Annotated in this window: 27 protein-coding genes; 13 read left to right on the top strand and 14 right to left on the bottom strand. The window is 66.1% G+C overall.

What is annotated here, in order from left to right; genetic code table 11:
• Positions 1-39: 39 nt before the first annotated feature.
• Both P1X14_RS00515 and P1X14_RS00510 read right to left on the bottom strand, forming a co-directional pair.
• On the bottom strand, positions 40-531 hold the full coding sequence (locus P1X14_RS00515; RefSeq protein ID WP_277313439.1) for a methylated-DNA--[protein]-cysteine S-methyltransferase: 492 nt from the start codon (positions 529-531) through the stop codon (positions 40-42).
• A gap of 194 nt (positions 532-725) precedes the next feature.
• The gene (locus tag P1X14_RS00510) at positions 726-1,454 is read right to left on the bottom strand and encodes a hypothetical protein (RefSeq protein WP_277313337.1); all 729 of its coding nucleotides are present in this window, start codon (positions 1,452-1,454) and stop codon (positions 726-728) included.
• Positions 1,455-1,636: 182 nt separating this feature from the next.
• On the opposite strand from P1X14_RS00510, the gene P1X14_RS00505 reads away from it, so the two are divergent.
• Positions 1,637-1,864: a hypothetical protein gene (locus P1X14_RS00505; protein ID WP_277313336.1), complete on the top strand. Its 228-nt coding sequence runs from the start codon at positions 1,637-1,639 to the stop codon at positions 1,862-1,864.
• 77 nt (positions 1,865-1,941) lie between these two features.
• Here P1X14_RS00505 and P1X14_RS00500 read toward each other — a convergent pair whose 3' ends face one another.
• Positions 1,942-2,487 carry a glycine zipper 2TM domain-containing protein gene (locus P1X14_RS00500; RefSeq protein WP_277313335.1) on the bottom strand — a complete coding sequence of 182 codons (546 nt, stop codon included), beginning with the start codon at positions 2,485-2,487 and terminating at the stop codon, positions 1,942-1,944.
• Between the two features lie 93 nt (positions 2,488-2,580).
• Positions 2,581-3,405 (bottom strand): class I mannose-6-phosphate isomerase, encoded by an 825-nt coding sequence (locus P1X14_RS00495; RefSeq protein ID WP_277313334.1) that lies wholly within the window; start codon positions 3,403-3,405, stop codon positions 2,581-2,583.
• A 127-nt stretch (positions 3,406-3,532) separates the two neighbouring features.
• Here P1X14_RS00495 and P1X14_RS00490 point away from each other — a divergent pair, with 127 nt between their 5' ends.
• Together P1X14_RS00490 and recN are read left to right on the top strand one after the other, a co-directional pair.
• Positions 3,533-4,333 carry an outer membrane protein assembly factor BamD gene (locus P1X14_RS00490; RefSeq protein ID WP_277313333.1) on the top strand — a complete coding sequence of 267 codons (801 nt, stop codon included), beginning with the start codon at positions 3,533-3,535 and terminating at the stop codon, positions 4,331-4,333.
• A gap of 55 nt (positions 4,334-4,388) precedes the next feature.
• Entirely contained in the window at positions 4,389-6,050 is a 1,662-nt protein-coding gene (recN, locus tag P1X14_RS00485) for a DNA repair protein RecN (protein ID WP_277313332.1), read from the top strand.
• Positions 6,051-6,578: 528 nt separating this feature from the next.
• On the opposite strand, the gene P1X14_RS00480 is transcribed toward recN, so the two are convergent.
• From P1X14_RS00480 to P1X14_RS00465, 4 genes are read right to left on the bottom strand one after another with little or no spacing between them, the layout of a single operon-like run.
• Positions 6,579-7,190: a hypothetical protein gene (locus tag P1X14_RS00480; protein WP_277313331.1), complete on the bottom strand. Its 612-nt coding sequence runs from the start codon at positions 7,188-7,190 to the stop codon at positions 6,579-6,581.
• 19 nt (positions 7,191-7,209) lie between these two features.
• Positions 7,210-7,503 carry a transcriptional regulator gene (locus P1X14_RS00475; RefSeq protein ID WP_277313330.1) on the bottom strand — a complete coding sequence of 98 codons (294 nt, stop codon included), beginning with the start codon at positions 7,501-7,503 and terminating at the stop codon, positions 7,210-7,212.
• 4 nt (positions 7,504-7,507) lie between these two features.
• Positions 7,508-8,140, bottom strand: a complete 633-nt coding sequence (locus P1X14_RS00470; RefSeq protein ID WP_277313329.1) for a hypothetical protein — start codon at positions 8,138-8,140, stop codon at positions 7,508-7,510.
• Entirely contained in the window at positions 8,137-9,366 is a 1,230-nt protein-coding gene (locus P1X14_RS00465; RefSeq protein WP_277313328.1) for an acyltransferase family protein, read from the bottom strand. The genes P1X14_RS00470 and P1X14_RS00465 overlap by 4 nt, the downstream gene beginning before the upstream one ends.
• A 302-nt stretch (positions 9,367-9,668) precedes the next feature.
• Between P1X14_RS00465 and P1X14_RS00460 the strand changes: the two genes are divergently transcribed.
• A complete protein-coding gene (locus P1X14_RS00460; RefSeq protein ID WP_277313327.1) occupies positions 9,669-10,055 on the top strand; it encodes a hypothetical protein in 387 nt (128 codons plus the stop codon).
• A gap of 215 nt (positions 10,056-10,270) precedes the next feature.
• On the opposite strand, the gene P1X14_RS00455 is transcribed toward P1X14_RS00460, so the two are convergent.
• The 4 genes from P1X14_RS00455 to tgt all read right to left on the bottom strand — a co-directional run bounded on the left by P1X14_RS00455 (position 10,271) and on the right by tgt (position 13,267).
• Positions 10,271-10,642: a hypothetical protein gene (locus P1X14_RS00455; protein WP_277313326.1), complete on the bottom strand. Its 372-nt coding sequence runs from the start codon at positions 10,640-10,642 to the stop codon at positions 10,271-10,273.
• 9 nt (positions 10,643-10,651) lie between these two features.
• Positions 10,652-11,641 (bottom strand): cell wall hydrolase, encoded by a 990-nt coding sequence (locus P1X14_RS00450; RefSeq protein ID WP_277313325.1) that lies wholly within the window; start codon positions 11,639-11,641, stop codon positions 10,652-10,654.
• Between the two features lie 155 nt (positions 11,642-11,796).
• Positions 11,797-12,117, bottom strand: a complete 321-nt coding sequence (locus tag P1X14_RS00445) for a hypothetical protein (protein WP_277313324.1) — start codon at positions 12,115-12,117, stop codon at positions 11,797-11,799.
• Positions 12,118-12,130: 13 nt separating this feature from the next.
• Positions 12,131-13,267 carry a tRNA guanosine(34) transglycosylase Tgt gene (gene tgt / locus P1X14_RS00440; RefSeq protein WP_277313323.1) on the bottom strand — a complete coding sequence of 379 codons (1,137 nt, stop codon included), beginning with the start codon at positions 13,265-13,267 and terminating at the stop codon, positions 12,131-12,133.
• 45 nt (positions 13,268-13,312) lie between these two features.
• On the opposite strand from tgt, the gene P1X14_RS00435 reads away from it, so the two are divergent.
• Positions 13,313-13,642, top strand: coding sequence for a cupin domain-containing protein (locus tag P1X14_RS00435; RefSeq protein WP_277313322.1), 330 nt, complete (start codon positions 13,313-13,315; stop codon positions 13,640-13,642).
• A 98-nt stretch (positions 13,643-13,740) separates the two neighbouring features.
• Here P1X14_RS00435 and P1X14_RS00430 read toward each other — a convergent pair whose 3' ends face one another.
• A complete protein-coding gene (locus P1X14_RS00430) occupies positions 13,741-15,552 on the bottom strand; it encodes an AMP-dependent synthetase/ligase (protein ID WP_277313321.1) in 1,812 nt (603 codons plus the stop codon).
• 173 nt (positions 15,553-15,725) lie between these two features.
• Between P1X14_RS00430 and P1X14_RS00425 the strand changes: the two genes are divergently transcribed.
• The gene (locus P1X14_RS00425; RefSeq protein WP_277313320.1) at positions 15,726-17,459 is read left to right on the top strand and encodes a gamma-glutamyltransferase family protein; all 1,734 of its coding nucleotides are present in this window, start codon (positions 15,726-15,728) and stop codon (positions 17,457-17,459) included.
• Positions 17,460-17,571: 112 nt separating this feature from the next.
• Here P1X14_RS00425 and P1X14_RS00420 read toward each other — a convergent pair whose 3' ends face one another.
• Positions 17,572-18,549 carry a quinone-dependent dihydroorotate dehydrogenase gene (locus P1X14_RS00420; protein WP_277313319.1) on the bottom strand — a complete coding sequence of 326 codons (978 nt, stop codon included), beginning with the start codon at positions 18,547-18,549 and terminating at the stop codon, positions 17,572-17,574.
• Positions 18,550-18,845: 296 nt separating this feature from the next.
• On the opposite strand from P1X14_RS00420, the gene P1X14_RS00415 reads away from it, so the two are divergent.
• The 7 genes from P1X14_RS00415 (at position 18,846) to P1X14_RS00385 (ending at position 23,663) form a co-directional block, all read left to right on the top strand.
• Positions 18,846-19,703 carry a DUF6597 domain-containing transcriptional factor gene (locus P1X14_RS00415; RefSeq protein ID WP_277313318.1) on the top strand — a complete coding sequence of 286 codons (858 nt, stop codon included), beginning with the start codon at positions 18,846-18,848 and terminating at the stop codon, positions 19,701-19,703.
• 95 nt (positions 19,704-19,798) lie between these two features.
• Positions 19,799-20,218: an SUF system Fe-S cluster assembly regulator gene (locus tag P1X14_RS00410; RefSeq protein WP_277313317.1), complete on the top strand. Its 420-nt coding sequence runs from the start codon at positions 19,799-19,801 to the stop codon at positions 20,216-20,218.
• Positions 20,218-21,681, top strand: a complete 1,464-nt coding sequence (sufB, locus tag P1X14_RS00405; RefSeq protein WP_277313316.1) for a Fe-S cluster assembly protein SufB — start codon at positions 20,218-20,220, stop codon at positions 21,679-21,681. The genes P1X14_RS00410 and sufB overlap by 1 nt, the downstream gene beginning before the upstream one ends.
• Positions 21,678-22,013 carry a hypothetical protein gene (locus P1X14_RS00400; protein ID WP_277313315.1) on the top strand — a complete coding sequence of 112 codons (336 nt, stop codon included), beginning with the start codon at positions 21,678-21,680 and terminating at the stop codon, positions 22,011-22,013. The genes sufB and P1X14_RS00400 overlap by 4 nt, the downstream gene beginning before the upstream one ends.
• Positions 22,013-22,210, top strand: coding sequence for a hypothetical protein (locus tag P1X14_RS00395; RefSeq protein WP_277313314.1), 198 nt, complete (start codon positions 22,013-22,015; stop codon positions 22,208-22,210). Before P1X14_RS00400 ends, P1X14_RS00395 begins: the two co-directional genes overlap by 1 nt.
• A complete protein-coding gene (locus tag P1X14_RS00390; protein ID WP_277313313.1) occupies positions 22,210-22,749 on the top strand; it encodes a hypothetical protein in 540 nt (179 codons plus the stop codon). Before P1X14_RS00395 ends, P1X14_RS00390 begins: the two co-directional genes overlap by 1 nt.
• Positions 22,746-23,663 carry a hypothetical protein gene (locus tag P1X14_RS00385; protein WP_277313312.1) on the top strand — a complete coding sequence of 306 codons (918 nt, stop codon included), beginning with the start codon at positions 22,746-22,748 and terminating at the stop codon, positions 23,661-23,663. The genes P1X14_RS00390 and P1X14_RS00385 overlap by 4 nt, the downstream gene beginning before the upstream one ends.
• The last annotated feature ends 10 nt before the right edge of the window (positions 23,664-23,673 follow it).

Genomic DNA, 23,673 nt, shown 5'->3' with positions numbered 1-23,673 from the left:
GCGCCCGTTAGCGCGGAATGCAATTTTATTACACCCTTTTCAAAGAAGGGTGCGGTGGCCCTCCAGCGAGAGCAGCAACTGCTTGGCCTCGAGCCCTCCGGCGAAGCCGGTGAGCGATCCGTTCGATCCGATCACGCGGTGGCACGGCGCGATGATCGAGATCGGGTTGCGGCCGTTCGCGGCGCCCACCGCACGGACAGCTTTGGGGCGGCCGATCTGGTGCGCGATCTCGGCATAGCTGCGCGTCTCGCCGAAGGGGATGGTGAGCAGGGCCGCCCAGACGCTCTTCTGGAAATCGGTGCCGTTGAAATCGAGCGGGACGGTGAAGCGGGTGAGTTCGCCCGCGAAATAGGCGGCGATCTGGCGCTCGGTCTCGGCCAGAACGGGATGGTCGCGATCCTCGCGCGTGGGGCCGAGCGGGACGCGGTCCGGGCGGTCGCCTTCCCAGAGGATCGCGGTGAGGCCCTTGTCGCTTGCAACGAGGGTGAGCCGTCCGACCGGCGATGGCATGATGCGATGTGCGTAGGTCATGCCGCCGCTATGGCGCATCCGCGCCCAGCGAAAAATCCGGCGATTGCGGTCAAAGCAATCCCAACTGCACTTCCCCAGCGAAGGCTGGGGCCCAGGTGCGAGACGCATTTGGGAGAGCGAAGCCCTTGGTTACAGGAACCTGTGCAACTGGACCCCAGCCTTCGCTGGGGAGGGCGTCATGGCAAAGCCGCGGATCAGATGCCGTTGTTGGCGACCAGATCCACATCGGTGCCGCCGTCCTGACGCGCGGTCAGGTACAGGACATAGGCGCCGCCATCGCGTTCGCGGGTGCCCCCGAGGATATGCTCCTGACCGTCCACCTGATGCTCGGACGTGTATCCGGCGCGAACCGCCTTGGTGTAATACCAGTCGAGCGTGACCTGCATCGGCTGCGATACCGAGAAGCTGACGACGCGCAGCGCGCAGCTGCCGCCCTGGGTACCCGCGGCTTCGGTTACGCGAGCTTGCGGGAACAGCGGCAGATCGGCGGGCAGGCGCTGGGCCCAGCCTGCGCCATATTCGACATTCGCGGCGCAGGTGCCGGTCTTGCCGCCCTGGCGCGCGGCGAGGCCACCCAAGGTCACGCTCTGGCGCGAAGCCTCGCACGCGGTGCAGTCCTTGGTCGCCTGAGTGGGAGCGGGCGCCTTCATCATCTCGCCGAGATTGGCGGTATCGGTGTTCGCGGCGACGCCATCGGCAGGAACGCCGGCCGAATAGGGCTGGCCCGGCGGGCGGACCGAATCGCCATTGGCCTGCTGGCCCAGCGACGGATCGACCATGATCTGGCTCTGCAGCGCGCTGGCCAGCGCGGGATCGACGCCATTGGCGCTCGCCGCTTCGTCTTCCGCCGGCACGTTGCTGCCGCATCCGGCCAGCGCGAGCGGCAGGACGGCGAGAAGATAGAAAGTGATCCGGCGGACCATTCGGGGACGCTCCTGTGTGAGTGTCCGTCATCGCCGAGGAAGGTTAAGGAAGGATAATCGAACAGGGTTAACCGGCGAAAATCGCGTTAACCATGTGGAACCGGAACGGTCGCGCAACGTTCATTTTTTAGGCGAGACTGTATTATCTTGTCAACACACTTGCTTTGGGGCATAACCGGACCATGCTGAACATCCTCTCGATCCTTTTCGGAATCATCGCGGGCCTGATCGCGTTCATCGGCATCTTCCCGATCCCGCTCCTCCCGCTGGTCAACTGGATCGCGCTGCCGATCGCGATCGTCGGCGCGGCGCTGGGCGCGATGTCGAGCAGCAATGCCGGCCGCAACCTGAACCTGATCATCGTTCTGATCAGCGGCCTGCGCGTGTTCCTGACCGGCGGCTTCATCTGATCTGACGGAAAAGGGCCCGGCGGTTTCCCGCCGGACCCTCTCCTTGCCTGCGTGAGCAAGCTCGTCTTGTCTGTCGCTTAGCGGCAGCGGACCTGACCGCGATCGACCGAGGCGCCGATCGAGGCACCGACTGCTGCACCGAGCAGCGTGCCGATGGTCGCGTTACGGCCGTTCGAGATCGCATTGCCGAACAGGCCGCCGGCAACTGCGCCGACCACCAGACCGGTCGAACCGTCCGAACGGCGGCAATAGTAGCGACCGTCGCGGCCACGATAGACGCGGTCGTTGCGGCTCATGCGGCGCTCGCGATAATAGCGGCCATCGCGATAATATTCGTCGGCATAATAGCCGCCCGCGGGCGCGCGGTTCCAGTCATAGTTGCGGCCCTGGCGCCAGTCGCGGACGTCGCGATTATACTCGCGGCGCGCGTTGCGCATGTCGCGCTCGCAGTCGCGCAGCTCGCGGTTATATTCCCGGCGGCTGTCCGAATTGCGAAGGTCGCGGGCACAGTCGCGCTGGGCGTCGCGCACATTCTCGCGATATTCTTGGCGGGGCGTCTGCGCCATCGCCGGCACGGCCGACATGGCGACTGCCGCGGTAGCCGCGGCAACAAGGATACGCATCTCTCCACTCCTGATTATGATCGAGTGGTTGTTGAACGTCCCGCGGCGGCACAGGTTGCGTGAACGTGAAACTACCTTCTGTTCATCCGCGGGTCAGATGCGGGAGGTGCCCGGATAGGCGAACAGCAGGTCGCTGCCCGCAGCCGCCTCGATCTCCGCTTCGCTGCTGATCGTCAGGCATTCGCCGGCCCGCCACGCGACGCCACCGGCCACGCCTTCGCCGGTGATCGGCACCAGCCAGCCGGTCACGCCTTCGGGCAGCGAGACCTTGCGATGGCCGCCCGGCCAGCGCTCGAGCACGAATTTCGGGCCTTCGACCAGGATGGTCCGCTCGGCCGCGACCTTGCCCGGCATCGGATGCGCGACGAACGGTGCCGGATCGGAAACGGCCACGCCTTCCTCCAGATGCAGCTCGCGCGGGCGGCCATAATCATAGAGGCGGTAAGTGGTCTCGCTGTTCTGCTGCACCTCGATCAGCGTGATCCCGGCGCCGATGGCGTGGATCGTGCCCGAGGCGGAATAGAAGAAATCGCCTGCCTTGACCGGCTTCCAGTCGAGCAGATGCTCGATCGAACCGTCGATTGCTGCCTCGCGCAGGGCCTCGCGGCTCATCGGCTCCAGCGTGCCGAGCGCGATGGTCGAATCCGGCTCGGCGTCGAGGATCACCCAGCACTCGTCCTTGCCGCGGGGCAGGCCGGCGGCATGCGCCTGATCGTCGTCGGGATGGACCTGCACCGACAGCTTCTCGCTGGTGAACAGATATTTGATCAGCAGATCGGGTGTGGCGTCGCCCGGGGTTTGGAACCAGATCTCGCCCACCGGATCGCTGCCGACCGGGGGATCGGGAAAGCCGGGCCACAATTTCATGCGGCCCCAGGGCTTTTCGACGCGGTGTGTGGCAAGCAGCGTTGTGGTCATGGTCACTCCCGAGGTCCCTCCATACCGCAACGCACCATGGCTGTCTTGCGATCCCGCCCCAAAAAGGCCCCGAAAAGGCCGCGTGAATCCAGTTGTTCGGCGGAAACTCGCTGCTAAGAAAGGCGCCATGCGTTATTCCATGACCCGCGCGCTTGCGCTGACCGCGCTTGCCGCCATCGCACTTCCCCTTGCCGGCTGTGCCCGTGGCGGCGGTGCCCGCGCCGATACGCCCTATGTCGCACGCGACGTGGGGACTCTGTATTCGGCGGCCAAGAAGCGGCTCGACCAGCATCAGTACAAGCTGGCTGCGGCGCTGTTCGACGAGGTCGAGCGCCAGCATCCCTATTCGGTGTGGGCGCGCCGCGCGCAGCTGATGGGTGCGTTCAGCTATTATCTGAACAAGGATTACCAGGAATCGATCCGTTCGGCGCAGCGTTTCCTGGCGGTGCACCCGGGCAACCGCGATGCGCCCTATGCCTATTATCTGATCGCGCTGAGCTATTACGAGCAGATCAGCGACGTCACCCGCGATCAGAAGATCACCCAGCAGGCGCTCGACGCGCTGGGCGAGCTGACCCGCCGCTATCCCAATTCGCGCTATGCCGCCGATGCGCGGCTGAAGATGGATCTGGTCCGCGATCACCTTGCCGGCAAGGAAATGGAGATCGGCCGCTTCTATCAGGTGCGTGGCCAGTGGCTGGCGGCGTCGCTGCGTTTCCGCAACGTGGTCGACCAGTATCAGATGACCACCCACGCCCCGGAAGCGCTGATGCGCCTGACCGAAACCTATCTCGCGCTCGGCCTGCCCGAGGAAGCGAACAAGGCGGCGGCGGTGCTGGGCAACAACTATCCGGGCACGGAATGGTATACGCGCGCCTACAAGCTGATGGGCGATCACCAGGACAAGCTGGCCGCCGCCCGCAAGTAAAGGCGGTTCCGTTCGCTCTTCCGTTGCCGTTTCGTTCCTGTATTAAGGGCGCGGCATGCTGACTGCGCTTTCCATTCGCGACGTGGTGCTGATCGAGGCGCTGGACCTCGAATTCGGCGAGGGCCTTGGCGTGCTCACCGGCGAGACCGGGGCGGGCAAGTCGATCCTGCTCGACGCGCTGGGCCTCGCGCTGGGCGGGCGCGGCGAGACGGGACTGGTGCGGCAGGGTGCGGCGCAGGCGGTGGTGACCGCGAGCTTCGATCTTCCCGCGACCGGCGCCGTTGCCGAACTGATGGCCGAGAACGGCCTCGATTTCGACGCCAGCGAGCCGCTGATCGTGCGGCGCATCGTCAAGGCCGATGGCGGCAGCCGCGCCTTCGTCAACGACCAGCCGGCTTCGGCGGGGCTGCTGCGCGAGCTTGGGCCGTATCTGGTCGAGATCCATGGCCAGCATGACGATCGCGGGCTGCTGAACCCGCGCGGGCATCGCGACCTGCTGGATGCCTTTGCCCGGACCGATGCCGCCGGGGTTGCGGCTGCCCATCGGGCGTGGCGCGAGGCGGTCGATGCGCTCGATGCCGCGCAGGCCGAACAGGAGACGGCGGAGCGCGACCGCGACTGGCTGGAACATGCCGTTGCCGAACTGCGCGCGCTGGCGCCCGAGCCGGGCGAGGAGGAGCAACTCGCCGAGCGCCGGGCGATGATGCAGCGCGGGGAGAAGATCGCGACCGAGCTTCAGTCGATCGCCGACTTGCTCGAAGGATCGGATGGCGGCCTGACGAAGCTGCGTCAGGCGGCGCGCATCCTCGAACGTGTGTCTGGCGATCACGAGGCGCTGGCCGAGGCGCTGGCCGCGATCGACCGGGCGATCAACGATGGCGCGGAAGCGCAGGACAGGGTCGATGCCGCGGCCGAGGCGCTGGCGTTCGATCCGGCGGCGCTGGAGAATGACGAGGCGCGGCTGTTCGAGCTGCGCGGCGTGGCGCGCAAGCATCGCGTGCAGCCCGACGATCTCGCGGCACTGGCCGAGGAACTGGGCGGCAAGCTGGAGCGGCTGGAAAGCGGCGGGGCGGGCATCGCGAAGCTGGAGCGTGCGGTTGCGGAGTCGCGAACGGCCTATGCAGCGGCGGCGCAGGCATTGTCCGAAGCGCGGACGATGGCGGCGAGCCGGCTGGATGCGGCGGTCGAGACCGAGCTGAAACCGCTGAAGCTGGATGCGGCGCGTTTTCGCACCATGGTCGAGCCGCAGGGCGAGGCGGGCTGGGGACCGGCGGGCATGGACCGGGTGGAGTTCCTGGTCTCGACCAATCCGGGCGCGCCGTTCGCGCCGCTGATCAAGATCGCATCGGGCGGCGAATTGTCGCGCTTCATCCTGGCGATGAAGGTGGCGCTGGCCGAGGAAGGCGGGGCGCGCACGCTGATCTTCGACGAAATCGATCGCGGTGTCGGTGGCGCAGTGGCGAGCGCGATCGGCGACCGGCTGGCGCGGCTGGCGGGTACCGCGCAGGTGCTGGTGGTGACGCACAGCCCGCAGGTCGCGGCGCGCGGGGCGAAGCACCTGCTGATCGCCAAGAGCCATGACGGGACGGTGACCCGCACCGGGGTGACCCCGCTGGATGCCGGTCAGCGCCGCGAGGAGATCGCGCGGATGCTGTCGGGCGCGGAAATCACCGACGAAGCGCGTGCGCAGGCGGAGCGGTTGCTCGAACCGGCTTAGGGCTGATGCTGCATTCAACTCCTCCCCCGGAGGGGGAGGTGGCAGCCAAAGGCTGACGGAGGGGTATTATCCGCGGGCGGTATAGCCTGTGGAGACTACCCCTCCACCGCTTCGCGGTCCCCCTCCCCCTCCGGGGGAGGATTTTTTGGATTTTACCCTTTTTGGGGAAGGAAAGCCGCGAAGAGTCACAAGAGTCACACTGGCATGGCGTTTTGCGGCCGTCGGCGTTCCGCGGTTGGATTTTACCCGTCCGGAGTAGATTTTTGCCTAGGCGTCGGCATGTCAAAGAGCGGCGGGACAGCGGCCCGGCCTGCCGAGTGCAGCAGCGCAAATCCTACATTGCAACTGTGTTCGGTTGACTGGTCGAAGGCCAATCGGGGGTCAGGCAATCCTCCCCCGGAGGGGGAGGTGGCAGCCAAAGGCTGACGGAAGGGGGAATGCCTCAGGCGATGTCGCTTGGGGCGTCCCCCTCCACCGCTTCGCGGTCCCCCTCCCCCTCCGGGGGAGGATTTCTGAACGTCTTCAACCTTAGCTCGCATAGCCATAGGCGGACGCGATGACGCGGGAGATCCAGCCGAAGGCCCAATAGGGCACCAGGAACAGCAGGGTAAGGATCACCAGACAGGCGATCTCGGCAGTGCGGTTACGCAGCACCAGCAGCGCGGCCATCAGGCCGAGCAGTGCGACCTTGTAGGGCAGATGGAACAGCCAGAAGCCGGCCGGGCTGGTGGTCAGGGTCTTCACATAAGTGGGGTAGTAGACCCAGCAGGCGCCGATCTCGGCGGCGATGATCATCGCGATCGCGAAGCGCTTGCGACTGTCATAGTCGTCGGGCGCGGATGCGGTGCCCGCAGGATCGGGCGGGAAGATCGTGGTCGCGGCGAGATAATAGAAGGTGGCGATCAGGATCGGTACCCACAGGCCGGCAAAGTCGATGGTGACGCCCTGCAGCTTGCTCCACGCGTCGATCCAGGTGGCGCAGATCGCGACGAAGGCGAACAGCGCCAGCAGCATCGTCCGCGGATCGAGATTCTTCGTCGCCCGTACCCGCACGAATGCGCCGAAATTGCCGAGCAGTTCGGTGACGGCCAAGCCCAGGAGCAGGCTGTAAAAGGCGAAGAAGAATTCGAACTTGTCCATGCTGCCCCTTTGGTCGTCGCTACCCGATCAGCTTTCCCAGCGCTTCGAGATAGGCCTTGAACGCCGCGCGGCCCTTGTCGGTGATGCGCGCGCGGGTCAGTGGCTTGCGGTTGAGGAAGCTCTTCTCGATCTCGATGAACCCGGCCTCCTCAAGCTTGCGCAGATGGACCGAGAGATTGCCCTGCGTCGCTTGCAGCAGCGTCTTGAGCTCGTTGAAATCGGCGGCTTCGGCATCGGCGAGATAGGCCATGATCCCCAGGCGCATGCGTCCGTGGATCACATCGTCGATCTGTCCGATGTCGAAAGCACCCATGCGATCAGGCCTGATGCTGTCCGGCGCGCATCAGCACCCATCCCGGCAGCGCCATCAGGCCCAGCAGCGCCGCGGCCAGCACCAGCAGGAAGGGGACGATCAGCCCATCGTCGCCCAGCCCGAGCATGATCGCCAGCCCCAGCGACGTGGCGAACCAGCCCGCCGAGATCAGCCCGTACCAGCCGCGCCGCCGGATCGCGAAGGCGATGTACCAGACGGTGCCCTGAACCACGCAGATCATGATCGGGTGGAGCAGCCAGGTGCCCATATTCTGGGTGCGGAATGCCAGCCAGCCGAAGATCAGCGCGGTGGTGAGCGCGGCCAGCCCGCCGCCGCCGAACGCGGCGTTGATCGCGCGGGTGCCGACGCTGTGCTGGCTGCGGTTCCGATCGCGGATGCTGATGCGGGTGATCAATATGATGAAGATGACGGTGGGCAGGATCCCGACCGTCAGATGCACGAGCACCGGCACCTGGATGCCGGTGGCGAGGATTGCCTGAAGAAGGCACTGGATGCCGTAACAGGCGCCGCCCGCGAGCAGCGCCTGTCCCAGCGAATCCTGAACCTGTCCGCTTTCGCTCATCAGCGCGCGGACGAAGGCGAGATCGTCGCGCGCGCTTTCGGCCCGGTCCTTCATGTCGCCTGCATCTCCAGTTTCGGCTCGGGCTTGCGCCAGGGCAGCTTGCGTCCGTTCAGCCATTTGCCGATCCAGCTGTGCCGCACCAGAAGGTGATAGCTGGCGAGCAGGATAAGGAAAGACGCGCCGATCACGATCCCCCATTTGGCGAGTGCGGGCAGGGGCAAAGTGAACACCAGCACCTGCATTGCCATCACCACCGGCAGATGGACCAGATAGACCCAGTAGGACGCATCGGCGACATAGCGGATCGCGGGCCGTTCGCGGGTGAGGAAGGTAAGCGCCGCGCCGATCAGCCCGAGCGTCCAGGTCCATACCGCCAGCGCATAGCAATAGGCATAGGCGCTCTTCAGATCGCCCTCGGCCATCGGCGTGACGATCGAGACGCCGCTGATCATGATGCAGCAGGCGATGGTCAGCGCGACGGCGCCGATCAGATAGACCGGCCACCAGCGCCGGAGCGCATCGAGCAGCACCGGCTGACGCTGCATCAGCCAGCCAAAGGTGAAGGCGGTGCCATAGGCGATCAGCGCCGCGGCATTGGGGACCAGCCCGGTATCGGGCGTGGGGATGCCGCCCCAGGCGAACCAGTTGTTCCGCATCGCCAGCGCGATCGAGAGCGGCACGGCAAGGATCACCGCGCCCGCCGGGGTCGCCAGCAATGCGCGCATCGCTGCGTCGACGGGGCCGGCGCGCAGGCTGCCGTTGCGGTCGATCGTCGCCACGATCCCGCGGATCGCCAGCGCTGCGATGTAGAAGAGGGTCAGCAGGTACAGGAACCACAAATGGGTCAGCGGGAAGGTGTCGACCGTGATCGGCGGGGGCGGCGGGCCATCCTTTGGCAGGACGCCGCCGTTCATCGCCGCGACGCCCCAGATGAAGCAGGCGATGATCGCGGCCATCACCGGGGTCCAGAAGACGAGCAGCGGCATCAGGATGCGGCTGTTGCGGTCGCGGACGAAGCCCCAGGCACCGCGGCGGTGGAACAGCATCCGCCCGAAATAGCCTGCGATCACGAAGAAGGCGGCCATGCGGAAGATGTGTACGACATAGCCGGTGGTGGCGATCGCCTCGCTCGGCGTGTCGCGCACGACCCAGATCTGCGGGCCGGGCAGGAAGGACAGGCTGGCATGGAACGCCACGCCGAGCAGCAGCGCACCGGCGCGAACCGCGTCGAGCGCGTGCAGCCGTTCCCCCATGGCGGGGGCCGGGGCGGTATCGGTCATCTCACAATCTCCCTGCGCCTCCATGCCGGGCTCCTTCGCCGGCCTGTGAGGCTTCACGACTCGCGATATACATCAACAAGTTTATAATTCAAACTGGTCTATCGATGTCGGGCGATATGCGTGCGGAACGAAGCCGATTCCCGGACATTCTGCTGCGGCGGGGCGCGAACCTGAACGAACTGCTCAGGGTTGCGACAGGCTGCGACACTAAATCGGGTTTTGCGTCACATCGATGCGACAAGCGGCACCCATAAAGGTGTCAGGCCGCAGGGGCGGTCGAGTTTTGTTTGAGGAGACACACGATGAAGAAGTTCACCATTCTGCTCGCTGGCCTGGGTATGGCTGCCACTGCGATCCCGGCCACCGCGATGGCCGCGCCGGCGCCGAACCATGGCTATGACTATGGCTACAACCAGGGCGGCGCGTGGCAGAACATCAATGCGCGTCAGAACCGCATCGAGAACCGTATCAATCAGGGCATCCGTTCGGGCGCGCTTACCCGCGCCGAAGCGCAGCGCCTGCGGGCACAGTTCCGCGAGATCGCTCGCCTCGAGGCCCGCTATCGCGCTTCGCGTCCCGGCCTGACGATGGCCGAGCGCCGCGATCTGGACCGCCGTTTCGACGCGCTGGAGCGCAGCATCCGCGTCCAGAAGAATGATCGCGATCATCGCGGTCCGCACCGCCGCTAATCCCCCAGGCGACGGTGAAACCGAGGAGGCCCCGCCAGCAATGGCGGGGCCTTTTCCGTTTCTGCCCCCTCTCCCGTTTTCACGGGAGAGGGTTGGGGTGAGGGTCTTCTTCTGTCTTGCCCGGGCGGAAGAAGAAGACCCTCACCGCTGCGACTAAGTTCGCTTCGCTCTCTAAGTCTCGCTGCCTCTCCCGCGAAAGCGGGAGAGGGGCGCACTTACTCCCCGCAGGTCATCGCGTTGGAGAAGCCGAGCCAGCGGATCTGGGCGGTGCCTTCGCGGTCGTACATTACCGATAGCGGGGCGCGGCCGGGTTCGCCGGGATGGGTGATCTTCACGCTGGCCGAGAGGAAGGTGACGCCGTCATAGCTGCGCCGCATCCGGATCGGTCCTTCCCAGCAGGCCGAATAGGAGCAGATCGACAGCGTGTTGCCGCTGCGGCGCAGTTCCATCGGGGTGAAGCTGGTGGTTTCCACTTCGCAGCCGGTCGAGACGCAGCGGATCTCGGCTTGCGTGTTGCGGCAGTGGAAGTCCTGCGCGAGCGCGGGGACCGGGGCGAGCAGCAGGGCGGCTGAAACGAGGATGCGCATCCCTGCAGACTAGCGGAGCGGCTTTCCGCTGTCGCGCCATCTGTCGAGAATCTGCGATTCGTCGCCCATCGCCGGGCTGGCCGGTGCTGCGGTTGCGGCCGGAGCGGGGCTTGGAAGCGCGCCGGTCGGCTTGCCGCTGTCGCGATATTCCGGCTGGATCATCTCGCGCGGGGTCTGGCCGGGCTTGGCGGGCGTGGCTGCTGCAGTGGCGGCGGGCGGTGCTGCGACCGGCGTGTGCGGACCCGGCAGCGGTTCGTGACCGCGATAGCGCTGGGTGAACGCCGCAGCGGTGCCCCAATAACCCTTCCAGCGATGGAAGAAATGCGCGCCATAGACGCCGGTCATCACCAAGGTGCGGTTCCACGACGGGGTCACGGCATAGGTGTGATAATGGGTCGCGAGGCCGACCGGCGCGAACACGCTGCCGGTCAGCGCCGCGGCCGCAACCTTCTGGGCGCGCAGCCAATATTCGCGCGACGGGGTGCGCGCCATCGCGCCGTCACAGGCATAGCTGAACTGGCAGCCGCGCCGCTCGCTGCCCTGATAGATCACGCCGCACACGGTTGCGGGGAAAGTGGGATGGCGGACGCGGTTGAGGATCACCTGCGCCACCGCGCGCTGGCCGTCGTCCGGTTCGGTCGCGGCTTCGTAATAGATGGCGGTGGTCAGGCACTGGAGCGCGCGGGCCTTGTCCACTTCGCTGCCGGCGAGATGGAAGGGCTGGGCGGGCTTGATCGATTCGTCGACCACCGCGCCGGCGGGAATCGGCATGTCGGGCAGTGCGACGGTGCCGGTGGTGCCCGCAACCGCAGCTTCGGCCGATGCGTCGTCGACGGCGTTGAAATAGGCGGCGCCGGGGAAATGATCCTCGGCCTCATAGCCGGTGGCGACCACGCGCGGCTTCACCGCGCCGGCTGCGCCGGGGCCGAGTGCCTGGGCGGAGAAGCCAGCGCCGATCAGCGATGCAATCGCCGCCGCCGCCAGCCCCCGAGCCTGCATCCGTGTGAAACGCCGCCAGAACAAGCGCCAAAGCCCCGCTGAACCCGGAGCCAGACAAAGGCTCCGCGGACGCGCGTCATAGCGGATTCGTGCAGGCTTTTCGTCCCCCGATTTTCGGTTGTACCGGGGCGAAACACTTGATGGTTAAGGTAATTTTAGTGATGACCGCCGCGCGGGAACAGCAGCAGGATCGCAGTCAGGTTGATCGCCATGCAGCCGATCAGCAGCGGCGCGACCGGGCGGCCGGGCACCAGATAGCTGGCCAGCGCGATCGAGAAGACGCCCAGCGCATAGGCGTTGGCGGCGATCAGCGCGGTGGGCGCGATGGCGCGGGGCATCAGCGCCGCGATCACCAGCGCGGCACCCAGCGCCAGATCCGCGACCTTGAACAATGGCGCGGTCATCGTGCCGGAAAGGACCTGCCACGCCGTGCCTGCGCCGACGAGGATCGAGAGGAGGCGGAGGACCAGCAACATGGGCGGGAGGATACTAGCTCTCGGGCTTGCTGCAATAGCTGGCGCGGAAGTCGTTCGCGAACATGGCGAGCCGGCCCTCGCCGATCGCCTGGCGCAGATCGGCCATCAAATGCTGGTAGAAATAGAGATTATGCTCGGTCATCAGCATCGCGCCGAGGATCTCGCCTGCACGCACCAGATGGTGGAGATAGGCGCGGCTCCACGTCGCGCAGACCGGGCAGGGGCATTCGGGGTCGATCGGCCCCTTGTCCTCGCCGAAGCGGGCGTTGCGGATGTTGATCGGACCCTGGCGGGTGAAAGCCTGACCGGTGCGGCCGCTGCGGGTGGGCAGCACGCAGTCGAACATGTCGATCCCGCGCTCGACCGCGCCGACGATATCGTCGGGCTTGCCCACGCCCATCAGGTAGCGCGGCTTGCGTTCGTCGAGCTGGCCCGGCGCATAGTCGAGCACGCCGAACATCGCCTCCTGCCCCTCGCCGACCGCAAGGCCGCCGACCGCGTATCCGTCGAACCCGATATGCTTGAGCGCATCGGCTGAGGATTTGCGGAACCCTTCGTCGAGCGCGCCCTGCTGGATGCCGAACAGCGCCGCACCCTCGGCATGTTCGCCGCCGGCGTCGAACGCGTCGCGCGAGCGCTTTGCCCAGCGCATCGATCGCTCCATCGCCGCGGCCTGAACCTCCTTGGTCGAAGTGGTCGGCACCAGCTCGTCGAACGCCATGACGATGTCGGAGCCGAGCAGGCGCTGGATCTCCATCGATCGTTCGGGACTGATCAGATGCTTGCTGCCGTCGAGATGCGACTTGAACGAGACGCCTTCCTCGCTGCGCTTGGTCAGTTCGGCGAGGCTCATCACCTGATAGCCGCCGGAGTCGGTCAGGATCGGGCGGTCCCAGCCCATGAAACCGTGCAACCCGCCGAGGCGATGCACCCGCTCGGCGGTGGGGCGCAGCATCAGGTGATAGGTGTTGCCGAGCAGGATATCGGCGCCGGTCGCGCGCACGTCCTGCGGCTTCATCGCCTTGACGGTGGCGGCGGTGCCGACGGGCATGAAGGCGGGCGTGCGGATCGTGCCGCGGCGCATGGCGATCTCGCCGAGCCGCGCCTTGCCGTCGGTCGCATGGATGGTGAAGTGGAAACGGGGAGGCATGTCGCGCCCTTGCCGCCTTTGGCCGGGGAGCGCAACTTGGCGGCCATGCAGAACCTGTTCGCCGACCTGCCCGATGCCTCAGCGGGCGAAGTATTCACCGAGTTGCTGTCGCGTCCCGGGGTGCGGCTGGAGCGGATCGTGTCGCTGGGCCAGTCGACGCCGGAGGGCGAGCCGATGGTGCAGGATGCGGACGAGTGGGTGGTGTTGCTCGAGGGCGAGGCGGGGTTGCGGATCGGGGATGGGGCGGCGGTGGTGCTGCGGCCGGGGGATCATGTGTTTGTCGCCGCGGGGGTGCCGCATTGGGTGACGTACACGGCGCCGGATCGGCCGACGGTGTGGCTGGCTTTGCATCTCGATGCTGTGCCGTCGCCCTGAACCGACAAGTGACCGTGCTCCGGCGAAGGCCGGAGCGTTGGACGTATGGCGGTACGTTGACTGCCAGCGCTCCGGCCTTCGCCGGAGCACAATAGGCGTCAGTACAAAGCGTCCAGCCGTTCGCCATAGGCCTGTTTCAGCACGTGGCGGCGGATCTTCAGGCTGGGGGTGAGCTGCTCGTTTTCGATCGTGAATGGTTCGTCGGCGATGATGAACTTGCGGATGCGTTCGATCACCGAAAGCTCCTTGTTCACCCGCTCGACCGCCGCGCCCAGCGCCGCCTTGTAGTCCGGATTGTGCGACAGCGACTTGAAGTCGCACTTCTCGGCAAATTTGGCGCACCATTCCTGGGTCCATTCGGGATCGGGCACGATCACCGCGGTCATATAGGGCCGCTTGTCGCCCGAGATCATCGCCTGCACGATTTCGGGCTGAAGGGTCAGCATGCCCTCCACCTTTTGCGGAGCGACATTGTCGCCCTTGTCGTTGACGATGATGTCCTTCTTGCGATCGGTGATCTTGATCCGGCCGCGATCGTCGATGATGCCGATATCGCCGGTATGGAGCCAGGCGCCTTTGTCTGGCTCCGCCGGGTCTGGCTTCAGGACGCGCGCGGTCTCTTCGTCGTTGCGCCAATAGCCGTGCATGACGAGTTCGCCGCGAACCAGGATCTCGCCATCGGGTGCGATCTTGACCTCGACGCCTTCGAGCGGCGGGCCGACCGTATCCATCTTCAGGCCCGCGCGGGGGCGGTTGCACGAGATGACCGGGGCGGATTCGGTCTGGCCATAGCCCTGCAAAAACGTGAGGCCGAGCGACTGGAAGAAGATGCCGACTTCGGGATTGAGCGGCGCGCCGCCCGAGACCATCGCCTTGATCCGCCCGCCGAACTTCTTCGCCAGCTTGGGCTTGATCGTGGCGTTCAGGATCAGCCCCATGGTGCCGTCGCCCAGCGCATAGCTGCCCGCGGCGCGGCGTCCGCCGATGGCCATGGCGCGATCGAGCAGGAAGTTGGCGACCTTGCCCTGCTTCTCCACCTGCTTGACGATGCGGGTGCGCAGCACTTCGAACAGGCGCGGCACGACCACCATCAGCGTGGGGCGGACTTCCTCGATGTTCGAGGCGAGCTTCTCGAGGCCTTCGGAATAATAGATCTGCGCGCCCAGGCCGATCGGGAAGAACTGGCCGCCGGTATGCTCATAGGCATGGCTGAGCGGCAGGAAGCTGAGGAACACTTCGTCGTCCCAGCCGAAATCCTCCGAGATGACGGTGCAGCAGCCCTCGACATTGTGGAGGATCGCGCCGTGATGCTGCATCACCCCGCGCGGCGCGCCGCCGGTGCCGCTGGTGTAGATGATGCAGGCGGTGTCCTCCCGCTTGAAGGTCACGGTTTTGGCGAATTCCTGCGGATCGACCGGATTGTCGGCGATCAGCTTGCGGAAATCGTGGAAGTCCATGCTGCCGGGTTGCCCCGCGCGGACATCGTCGATGCCGATCACCATGCGGGCCGAGGAAGCGCGAAGCGCCGCGGGGAGCAGCACCTTGGCCAGCTTGGTCGTCGAGACGATGATCGCGCAGGCGCCCGAATTCTCGATGATATGCTGGTGATCGCGCTCGGTATTGGTGGTGTAGGTGGGCACGGTGATGCAGCCCGCGGCCATGATGGCGAGATCGCTGATGCAGAATTCGGGGCGATTCTCGGAGACGAGCATCACCCGGTCGCCGCGCTTCAGCCCCATTTTCTGCAGCGCGGTGGCGAGCGAGGCGACCTGCTGTGCGGCCTCGGCCCAGCTGGTCGGCTGCCACGCGCCGCCGGACTTCTGCCACAGGAAGGGGGCGCTCCCCTTTTCCTTCGCACGGGCGAAGAACATCGAGACCAGATTGTCGAACCGTTCGAGCTTGCGGCTCATTGCATCCCGTCCCCTTGCTTCTTCTCTGCTTTGTCGGTGGTTTTGCCCCGAACGACCGTCATAGAATGCTCCTGCCGGTTCTGCCAACTCCAGAAGACGTAACGTCAGCGGGGCGTGGACGGGTCCACCCTGCTTGGGTATCGGGATCGGACGGTTTGCGTTCGGGAGCTTGTATGAAGGTGATGCGACAGGTTCTGGCGGCGCTGACGGTGTTTGCGGTGGCGGCGTGCGCCGGTGCGGGCGGGGGCGAGAAGGTCGCGCCGGCTCAGGCGGCCGAAGCGCCCAAGACGCGGCAATTCTTCGTGGTCGCGGCCAATCCGCTGGCGACTGAAGCGGGGCTCGCGGTGCTGCGCCGGGGTGGCAGCGCGGTGGACGCGGCGATCGCGGTGCAGGCGATGCTGTCGCTGGTCGAGCCGCAAAGCTCGGGCGTGGGCGGCGGCGCCTTCATGACCTATTTCGATGCACGGACGGGCAAGGTCGTCATCTATGACGGCCGCGAGACCGCGCCCGCGGGTGCTTCGGAGACGATGTTCCTCGACGATGCCGGCAAGGCGCTGCCGTTCGGCCAGGCGGTGCTGAGCGGGCGCGCGACCGGCGTGCCCGGCGTGATCGGCGCGCTGGGCATGGCGCATCGCGAGCATGGCAAGCTGAAGTGGAACAGCCTGTTCGGCGATGTCGAGCGGACCGCGGCCGAGGGCTTCATCGTCAGCCCGCGCCTTGCCCGGATGATCGCGGGCAATTTCCCGGAGAACAGTGCGCCCGACGTGCGCGCCTATTTCACCAAGCCCGACGGCACGCTGATGAAGGCGGGCGACCAGCTGGTGAACCCGGCCTATGCCGCGTTCGTGAAGCGGTTGGCGAAGCAGGGCACTGCTGCGCTGTACAAGGGCCCGACCGCCGAGCGGATCGTGGCGCGGACCAATGCCGCGCCGCTGGGGGGCAGCATGACGCTGGCCGATCTGGCGGCCTATCGCCCGGTCAAGCGCGAGGCGATCTGCGGGCGCTATCGCGTCTATCAGGTCTGCGTGCCGCCGCCGCCTTCCAGCGGCGTGGGCCTGTTGCAGCTGATGGCGATCCTCGAGCGGACCGATATCGCGACGCGCGGGCCGAGCGATCCGCAGGCATGGTTCCTCTTCGCCGAGGCGAGCCGGATCATGTACGCCGACCGCGATCGCTATGTCGGCGATCCGGCGTTCACCAGCGTGCCGGTCGCTGGGATGCTCGATCCCGCCTATGTCGCGACCCGCGCCGCGCTGATCGGCGAGACTGCCGGTCCGGCGCCGGTCGCGGGCAACCCGGCGGGCGCGGTGGTCGCGGCCATGGATACGACGCGCGAGCCTGCCGGCACCTCGCACTTCATCGTCGGCGATGCGGACGGGAATGTCGTGTCGATGACCACTACGGTCGAATCGATCTTCGGGTCGGGGCGGATGGTCGACGGTTTCTTCCTCAACAACCAGATGACCGATTTCGCGATGCAGCCACGCGATGCGGAGGGCCGCCTGGCCGCCAATGCGCCAGCGCCGGGCAAGCGGCCGCGTTCGTCGATGACGCCGCTGGTGCTGATCGATGCCGAGGGCCGGTTTGCCGGGGCGCTGGGTTCGGCGGGCGGCAATGCGATCCTGCCCTATGTCGCCAAGTCTCTAGTCGGCGCGATCGACTGGAACCTGCCGATGCAGGACGCGATCGCGCTGCCGAACCTGATCGCGCGCGGCAATGCGTTCAACGGCGAGGTGACCAAGTTCTCGCCGATGCTGCTTGACGCGCTGCAGGCGCGCGGCATCCGGCTGGTGCCGGGGCAGGGCGAGGATTCGGGCCTGCACGGGATGATGTGGCGGAACGGCCGGTTCGACGGCGGTTACGATCCGCGGCGCGAGGGCCGGGCGATCGTGGAGACGGCGCAGTAAGGTTTGGCAACGCCGTGCTCCGGCGAAGGCCGGAGCCCTGGCAATCAACCGACCGGTATGCGGCCAACGCTCCGGCCTTCGCCGGAGCACAGGATCGGCACCAAAACGAGGCTCAGCCCAGCGCCCGTACGATCTCGCGGACCAGCCCCGGCCCCTTGAACACCAGCGCGCTATAGACCTGGACGAGCGTGGCGCCGGCGTCGATGCGGCGCTTCGCTTCGTCGCCGCTGTCGATCCCGCCGGCCGAGATCAGCGGCAGCGCGTCGCCTGCGATCTCGCGCGCTTCGATCAGCTTGGCGCGGGAAAGTTCGCGCAAGGGCGCGCCGGACAGGCCACCTGCCTCGCCCGCGAATTTCGAAGCGAGCGGCGGGCGCGAGATGGTGGTGTTGCTGACGATCAGCGCATCGACATGATGGTCGATCGCGGCCTGGATCGCGCCTTCGAGACCCGCACGGTCGAGATCGGGGGCGACCTTCAGGAACAGCGGGACCGTGCCGCGCGCGGCATGGGAGGCCGCGAGCAGCTCGTCGAGCGCGGGGCGCGATTGCAGGTCGCGCAGGCCCGGCGTGTTGGGCGAGCTGACATTGATCGTGATGTAATCGGCATGGGGCGCGGCCTTGCCCACGCCCAGCGCATAATCGGCGACGCGATCGTCGCTGTCCTTGTTCGCGCCGACATTGATGCCGAGCATGCCCGGCCGCTTGCCCAGCTTCGCGATGCGGGCGAGCGCGGCGTCGATCCCGCCATTGTTGAAGCCCATGCGGTTGATCACCGCTTCGTCTTCGGTCAGCCGGAACAGGCGCGGCTTGGGGTTGCCGGGCTGCGGGCGCGGGGTCAGCGTGCCGACTTCGACCGCGCCGAAGCCGAGCCCAAACAGGCCGGCAATCGCCTCGGCATCCTTGTCCATTCCGGCTGCGAGCCCGACGGGATTGGGAAAAACCAGCCCCGCGAGGGTGATCGGGCGGGATCGCGCCATATCGGACTGAAAATTTATGCCGAGCGACCCGGCGATGCGGAGGGCCGCGATGCTGGTGCGATGGGCGCGTTCGGGGTCGAGCGCGAAGAGGATCTTGTGGGGCTGGATCGGCATCGCCTGCCCTCTCGCATCGCTGCGCACGCGCGTCAAAGCGCCATTTTCCGTAGCGGAGGGCGCCGAATGTCGAATCCTTCCAAGACGGCCCTCAGGGGAAACGCGTAGTCGATTACTGCGACCCGAGGGTCCCGCCGAACAGGGGGATCCTTTCTTCTAAGGCCCGGCCGGCTTGCTGGCCGGGCCTCTTTTCTTGTCGCCGGGCCTACTCCATACCCAAATCGAGCAGGCAGACGGGGCCTGCGGACAGGGGTCATCATGCGGGGCGCAACGCTGCCGGCCGGAAAGATCGCGCCATGAGCGCGGCGCGGCCGGAGATTCAGTTCATTCAGCCGGAAGGGCCGCTGATGCCCTTCGTCGAATCCTTCTACCTGTTCCGCTACGATGCGGCGGTCATCGACGGCGTCGAGCGGGTGGACATGGGGCAAATCCGCTTCATGCTGAAGGGGAGCGGGGTGCTGACCTTCCCCGATGGCCATAGCGAAGCGTCGCGCCCGGTGATGGTCAATGGCGCGGGGACGGCGGCGGCGTCCTATCATGTCGATGGACCGTTCCACTGTTTCGGCGTGTCGCTGCGCGCGATCGGGTGGAAATCGCTGATCGGCCTGCCCGCGCATGAAGTGGCCGATACGATCCTGGACGGCGCCGATGTGCTCGGACCCGAGGTGCTGACCATTCTGGAGCAGTTGCGCGGCCTCGATACGCTGGAGGAGATGATCGCGCTGGTCGAGCCGTTCCTGCTGGCGCGCCGCCGCAAGGTGCCGGCGACCCATCTGGCGCTTGCCCGCGCGGTGCGCGAATGGGCGGCCTCGGGCGAGCCGGGGATCGAGGCGCTTTACAAGCTGGTGCCGATGGGGCCGCGCCAGGCGACCCGGCTGTGCAACGAATATTTCGGCGGGCCGCCCAAGCATCTGGAGCGCAAGTTCCGCGCGATCCGCGCCGCGATGCAGATCTATCAGGGCGTCGATCCGCGCGAAGTGGCCGAGCCGTTCGCCGACCAGCCGCACATGATCAAGGAGATCAAGCACTTCACCGGCCACACCCCGACCACGCTGAAGGCGGGGATCGATCCGGTGCTGGCGGTGACGCTGGACAATGAGACGTTCCATTTCCTTCCGGACGTGATCCCCGAATCGGTTGACGAGGACGACTAGAGCGACCACATGGCCAATCGGAACGATTTGTTCCGATTTGAGAATGGTTCGCAACAGACCGTAGCGCTGTTGCGCGGAGGTCTAACTAGAAACGCATGCGTTTGTCGGCCCAGACAGATTATGCCGTGGTGATGCTTGCCGCCGCCGCGCGCCATTGCGGCGTCAGCGGGCGGCTGAACGCGACGCTGCTGGCGGACGAGACCGGCCTGCCGCTGCCGACGGTGCAGAAGCTGGTCAGCCACCTTTCCCGCGCGGGCCTGATCGAAAGCACGCGCGGCACCGGTGGCGGCTTCCGCCTTGCCCGCCCGCCCGCGGCGATCAGCCTGGCCGATATCGTCGAGGCGATCGAGGGGCCGATCGCGCTCACCGCGTGCGTCGATGGCGGCAAGCAGGATTGCTGCATCGACCAGACCTGCCGCGTGAAGCCGCACTGGAACAACGTCAACGGCGCCGTCCGCGGCGCGCTTGCGGGCGTCACGCTCGCTTCCCTCTCAAAGCTGCCGGAACCCGCCTGATGGCTACCAAGAACGCCGAGGCGCTGGCCGCCGCGAACAAGAAATACGAATGGGGCTTCAGCTCGGACATCGAGCAGGAGTTTGCGCCCAAGGGCCTGTCCGAGGACACGGTCCGCTTCATCTCGGCCAAGAAGAACGAGCCGGAGTGGATGCTCGAATGGCGCCTGAAGGCCTATCGTCTTTGGCTGACGATGACGCCGCCCGACTGGGCCAAGCTGGATATCGACCCGATCGATTATCAGGACGCCTATTATTACGCCGAGCCCAAGGCGAAGCCGAAGCTGGATTCGCTGGATCAGGTCGATCCCGAGATCCTGCGCGTCTACGAGAAGCTGGGCATCCCGATCGAGGAGCAGAAAGTGCTCGCGGGCGTCGAGGGCAGCCGCAAGGTGGCCGTGGATGCGGTGTTCGACAGCGTTTCGGTGGCCACCACCTTCCGCAAGGAGCTGGAAGCCGCGGGCGTCATCTTCCGCTCGATCAGCGAAGCGATCCGCGAATATCCCGATCTGGTGAAGAAGTGGCTCGGCAAGGTCGTGCCGCAGCATGACAATTACTTCGCCGCGTTGAACTGCGCGGTCTTCAGCGACGGCACCTTCGTTTATGTTCCCGAGGGCGTGCGCTGCCCGATGGAGCTCTCCACCTATTTCCGCATCAATGCCGAGAATACCGGCCAGTTCGAACGCACGCTGATCGTCGCCGACAAGGGTGCCTATGTCTCGTACCTCGAAGGCTGCACCGCGCCGATGCGCGACGAGAACCAGTTGCATGCCGCCGTGGTGGAACTGGTCGCGCTCGACGATGCCGAGATCAAATATTCGACCGTCCAGAACTGGTATCCGGGCGACGAGAACGGCAAGGGCGGCATCTATAATTTCGTGACCAAGCGCGCGCTTTGTCAGGGCAAGAATTCGAAGGTCTCGTGGACGCAGGTGGAGACCGGTTCGGCGATCACCTGGAAATATCCGAGCTGCGTGCTGGCGGGCGAGAATTCGGTCGGCGAATTCTATTCGGTCGCGGTGACCAATAATCGCCAGCAGGCCGATACCGGCACCAAGATGATCCATCTGGGCAAGAACAGCCGCTCGACCATCGTGTCGAAGGGGATCAGCGCGGGCCGCAGCGACAATACCTATCGCGGGCTGGTCCGGGTCGGGCCGACTGCGGAGAATGTCCGCAACTTCACCCAGTGCGACAGCCTGCTGCTCGGCTCGGAATGCGGCGCGCATACCGTGCCCTATATCGAGGTGCGCAATCCCTCGGCCCAGATCGAGCATGAAGCGACGACCAGCAAGATCAGCGAAGACCAGCTTTTCTATGCGATGCAGCGCGGGCTGGATCAGGAAGCCGCGGTCGCGCTGATCGTCAATGGCTTCGCCAAGGAGGTGCTGCAACAGCTCCCGATGGAATTCGCCGTCGAGGCACAGAAGCTGCTGGGCATCAGCCTTGAAGGAAGCGTCGGGTGACCGAGGAAGCCGTTCGCCTCCCGCGTGAGGCGCCGCTGCCCGACGAGATGCAGGGCCGCTGGGTCGATATCGACGAGCCGGAATATGAAGTGCTGATCGAAGGCGGCACGATCATCGGCGGCGGTGGCGAGGCCGTGTACGAATATAAGGACGTCGCCCGCAAGGACGGCGCGCTGATGGTCGATCTGGGCATCCACGACCAAGGCATCACCGCGCAGGACAGCTTCTCGCACGCGCATGTCACCCATCTCGTCATCACGCCCGAGCGGGAATTCTTCGCGTACAACGTCAAGTTTGTGCTGAACCTCGTTCGGCCGGAGGCGCTCGTCTGATGTCGCGGCTCGATATCGACCTGCTCTTGTTCGGCATCGCTCTGGCCGTGGCGCTCGTCACTTTCTTGCTGACGCGTGCGCCGAGTGCGGTTCGAAGCGCTCGGGGAAGCCGCGTGGCCAATCTTGCGGCGCTCGCGCTCGTCGGGTTGGCCGGCGCGTGGCTTGTGTTCGAAGCCTCGCATCTGGTGGAAGCGTGATGCGGACACTGTTCCTGATCCTGTTCGCTGCTCTCCTGCTCCCCGGCACCGCCTGGGCGCAGGACGCTGGTGCTGTGGACGAGGAGCAGGGTGAGGAGATCGTTGTGCGCGCCACGTTCGGGCGGACCACGATGCTGTTCGACAAGACCGCGGACGGCAAGCTGCGCAACTGCCGGGTGATGGTTTCCAGCGGCAGCCAGAAGCGCGACAGCGACGCGTGCAAGGCGACGCCGGTCTGCTACGAAAAAACCCGCGACGAAGTGAGCGATTGCGTCGAGCTGACCGCGCTGGAGCAGGCCGCGATCGTCATCCCGCCGCCGGTCGAGACGGGCAAGGACGACAGCGGGGTCCAGACCTTCACCATGCCCGCGCTGGTCAAGCCGGTCGCCCCGGTTTCGCCGACCGCGATCGGCCCGATCACCAATGAAAGCGTCAGCCGCGATACCGAGCGCCAGCGGGTGACCCTGCCGCCGCTGCCCAAGGCGCCGAGCAGCGGCCCGGCCATCACCCTTTCGAACGGGCAGGAAACGCCGCGATGATCGCTACCATGATGGCATTGCTGATGCTGCCTGTGCAGGATGCGGGCGGGGCCCCGGTGCCGAAGGCGATCGCGCCGCAGGTCGTGCGATACAGCGACTGCTTCGTGGAGGAGTACGACAAGATTCGTCCCGCCATGATGCCGGCGCCGCGTTTGCCGCGCGTCCGTGCGGCCTTCGCCGCCTGCGCTTCGGTGAAGGTCGATGCGATGAACCAGTCGGAAAGGCTGCTCGCAGCCTTGCCCGCCTATAGCGATCCCTCGCGCCGCCGGAACGCGATCGTCACTGCGTTTGACGGCTATGAGCAGGTCGAAATCGCCAGCGCGACCAAGTCCGATGAGGCGCCGCCGGCGCGTCGCAACATCGGGTCATCGTCGAACACACGACTGCTGGCGACGTTCAGCTTTCCGTCCGAACTGATGCCGGTGGTGAAGCCCTATATCATGTGCCGGATCGGTGACGGATCGCGTCGATCGCGCGCGCCCAATTGCACAAGGGTGAGAAAGGCGGTGGCCGGCAACCTGGATCATGCTCTGCTTGGCAGCGGCGTCTCCGATGCGGCCGAGCGGAATGCCCGGGTGGAAGCGACGCTGGCCGAGATCGATCGGATCGACGGTGAAGGCGTGCCGATGCCGCCGCCGCCGCGTGCCGCACGGCCGATACTCGCCGAGATCTATAACGCCTATGCGCCCTATATGGAGTGCCGGCTGAAGGGCCGGGAACTCGCGCCCAGAAATGGTCTGCCGACTTATCAATCGCGCACGGCGCTGGAATGCGCGGATACGAAAAGCCAGTCCCGCAAGCGCGCGGATGCCGCGCTGATGGCATCTGGGCATTCGGATGTCGCGGCCCGGAACAAGCTGCTCGATGAAGGCGAGATCGAGATCGACGCGCAATTTCCGGGGGTGGGAAGGTGAAGCCATGACC

Source organism: Sphingomonas sp. AOB5 (assembly GCF_029433115.1).
In the GTDB taxonomy this organism is placed as follows: Bacteria; Pseudomonadota; Alphaproteobacteria; order Sphingomonadales; family Sphingomonadaceae; genus Sphingomonas.
The sequence above is the reverse complement of the archived record's forward strand: the minus strand, read 5'-3'. Positions and strand labels throughout refer to the sequence as shown.

What these genes read in the sequence shown, in the direction of transcription:
- P1X14_RS00515 (WP_277313439.1), bottom strand. Translation starts at nt 531, where the DNA reads ATGACCTACGCACATCGCATCATGCCATCGCCGGTCGGACGGCTCACC.
- P1X14_RS00510 (WP_277313337.1), bottom strand. Translation starts at nt 1,454, where the DNA reads ATGGTCCGCCGGATCACTTTCTATCTTCTCGCCGTCCTGCCGCTCGCG.
- P1X14_RS00505 (WP_277313336.1), top strand. Translation starts at nt 1,637, where the DNA reads ATGCTGAACATCCTCTCGATCCTTTTCGGAATCATCGCGGGCCTGATC.
- P1X14_RS00500 (WP_277313335.1), bottom strand. Translation starts at nt 2,487, where the DNA reads ATGCGTATCCTTGTTGCCGCGGCTACCGCGGCAGTCGCCATGTCGGCC.
- P1X14_RS00495 (WP_277313334.1), bottom strand. Translation starts at nt 3,405, where the DNA reads ATGACCACAACGCTGCTTGCCACACACCGCGTCGAAAAGCCCTGGGGC.
- P1X14_RS00490 (WP_277313333.1), top strand. Translation starts at nt 3,533, where the DNA reads ATGCGTTATTCCATGACCCGCGCGCTTGCGCTGACCGCGCTTGCCGCC.
- recN (WP_277313332.1), top strand. Translation starts at nt 4,389, where the DNA reads ATGCTGACTGCGCTTTCCATTCGCGACGTGGTGCTGATCGAGGCGCTG.
- P1X14_RS00480 (WP_277313331.1), bottom strand. Translation starts at nt 7,190, where the DNA reads ATGGACAAGTTCGAATTCTTCTTCGCCTTTTACAGCCTGCTCCTGGGC.
- P1X14_RS00475 (WP_277313330.1), bottom strand. Translation starts at nt 7,503, where the DNA reads ATGGGTGCTTTCGACATCGGACAGATCGACGATGTGATCCACGGACGC.
- P1X14_RS00470 (WP_277313329.1), bottom strand. Translation starts at nt 8,140, where the DNA reads ATGAAGGACCGGGCCGAAAGCGCGCGCGACGATCTCGCCTTCGTCCGC.
- P1X14_RS00465 (WP_277313328.1), bottom strand. Translation starts at nt 9,366, where the DNA reads ATGACCGATACCGCCCCGGCCCCCGCCATGGGGGAACGGCTGCACGCG.
- P1X14_RS00460 (WP_277313327.1), top strand. Translation starts at nt 9,669, where the DNA reads ATGAAGAAGTTCACCATTCTGCTCGCTGGCCTGGGTATGGCTGCCACT.
- P1X14_RS00455 (WP_277313326.1), bottom strand. Translation starts at nt 10,642, where the DNA reads ATGCGCATCCTCGTTTCAGCCGCCCTGCTGCTCGCCCCGGTCCCCGCG.
- P1X14_RS00450 (WP_277313325.1), bottom strand. Translation starts at nt 11,641, where the DNA reads ATGCAGGCTCGGGGGCTGGCGGCGGCGGCGATTGCATCGCTGATCGGC.
- P1X14_RS00445 (WP_277313324.1), bottom strand. Translation starts at nt 12,117, where the DNA reads ATGTTGCTGGTCCTCCGCCTCCTCTCGATCCTCGTCGGCGCAGGCACG.
- tgt (WP_277313323.1), bottom strand. Translation starts at nt 13,267, where the DNA reads ATGCCTCCCCGTTTCCACTTCACCATCCATGCGACCGACGGCAAGGCG.
- P1X14_RS00435 (WP_277313322.1), top strand. Translation starts at nt 13,313, where the DNA reads ATGCAGAACCTGTTCGCCGACCTGCCCGATGCCTCAGCGGGCGAAGTA.
- P1X14_RS00430 (WP_277313321.1), bottom strand. Translation starts at nt 15,552, where the DNA reads ATGAGCCGCAAGCTCGAACGGTTCGACAATCTGGTCTCGATGTTCTTC.
- P1X14_RS00425 (WP_277313320.1), top strand. Translation starts at nt 15,726, where the DNA reads ATGAAGGTGATGCGACAGGTTCTGGCGGCGCTGACGGTGTTTGCGGTG.
- P1X14_RS00420 (WP_277313319.1), bottom strand. Translation starts at nt 18,549, where the DNA reads ATGCCGATCCAGCCCCACAAGATCCTCTTCGCGCTCGACCCCGAACGC.
- P1X14_RS00415 (WP_277313318.1), top strand. Translation starts at nt 18,846, where the DNA reads ATGAGCGCGGCGCGGCCGGAGATTCAGTTCATTCAGCCGGAAGGGCCG.
- P1X14_RS00410 (WP_277313317.1), top strand. Translation starts at nt 19,799, where the DNA reads ATGCGTTTGTCGGCCCAGACAGATTATGCCGTGGTGATGCTTGCCGCC.
- sufB (WP_277313316.1), top strand. Translation starts at nt 20,218, where the DNA reads ATGGCTACCAAGAACGCCGAGGCGCTGGCCGCCGCGAACAAGAAATAC.
- P1X14_RS00395 (WP_277313314.1), top strand. Translation starts at nt 22,013, where the DNA reads ATGTCGCGGCTCGATATCGACCTGCTCTTGTTCGGCATCGCTCTGGCC.
- P1X14_RS00390 (WP_277313313.1), top strand. Translation starts at nt 22,210, where the DNA reads ATGCGGACACTGTTCCTGATCCTGTTCGCTGCTCTCCTGCTCCCCGGC.
- P1X14_RS00385 (WP_277313312.1), top strand. Translation starts at nt 22,746, where the DNA reads ATGATCGCTACCATGATGGCATTGCTGATGCTGCCTGTGCAGGATGCG.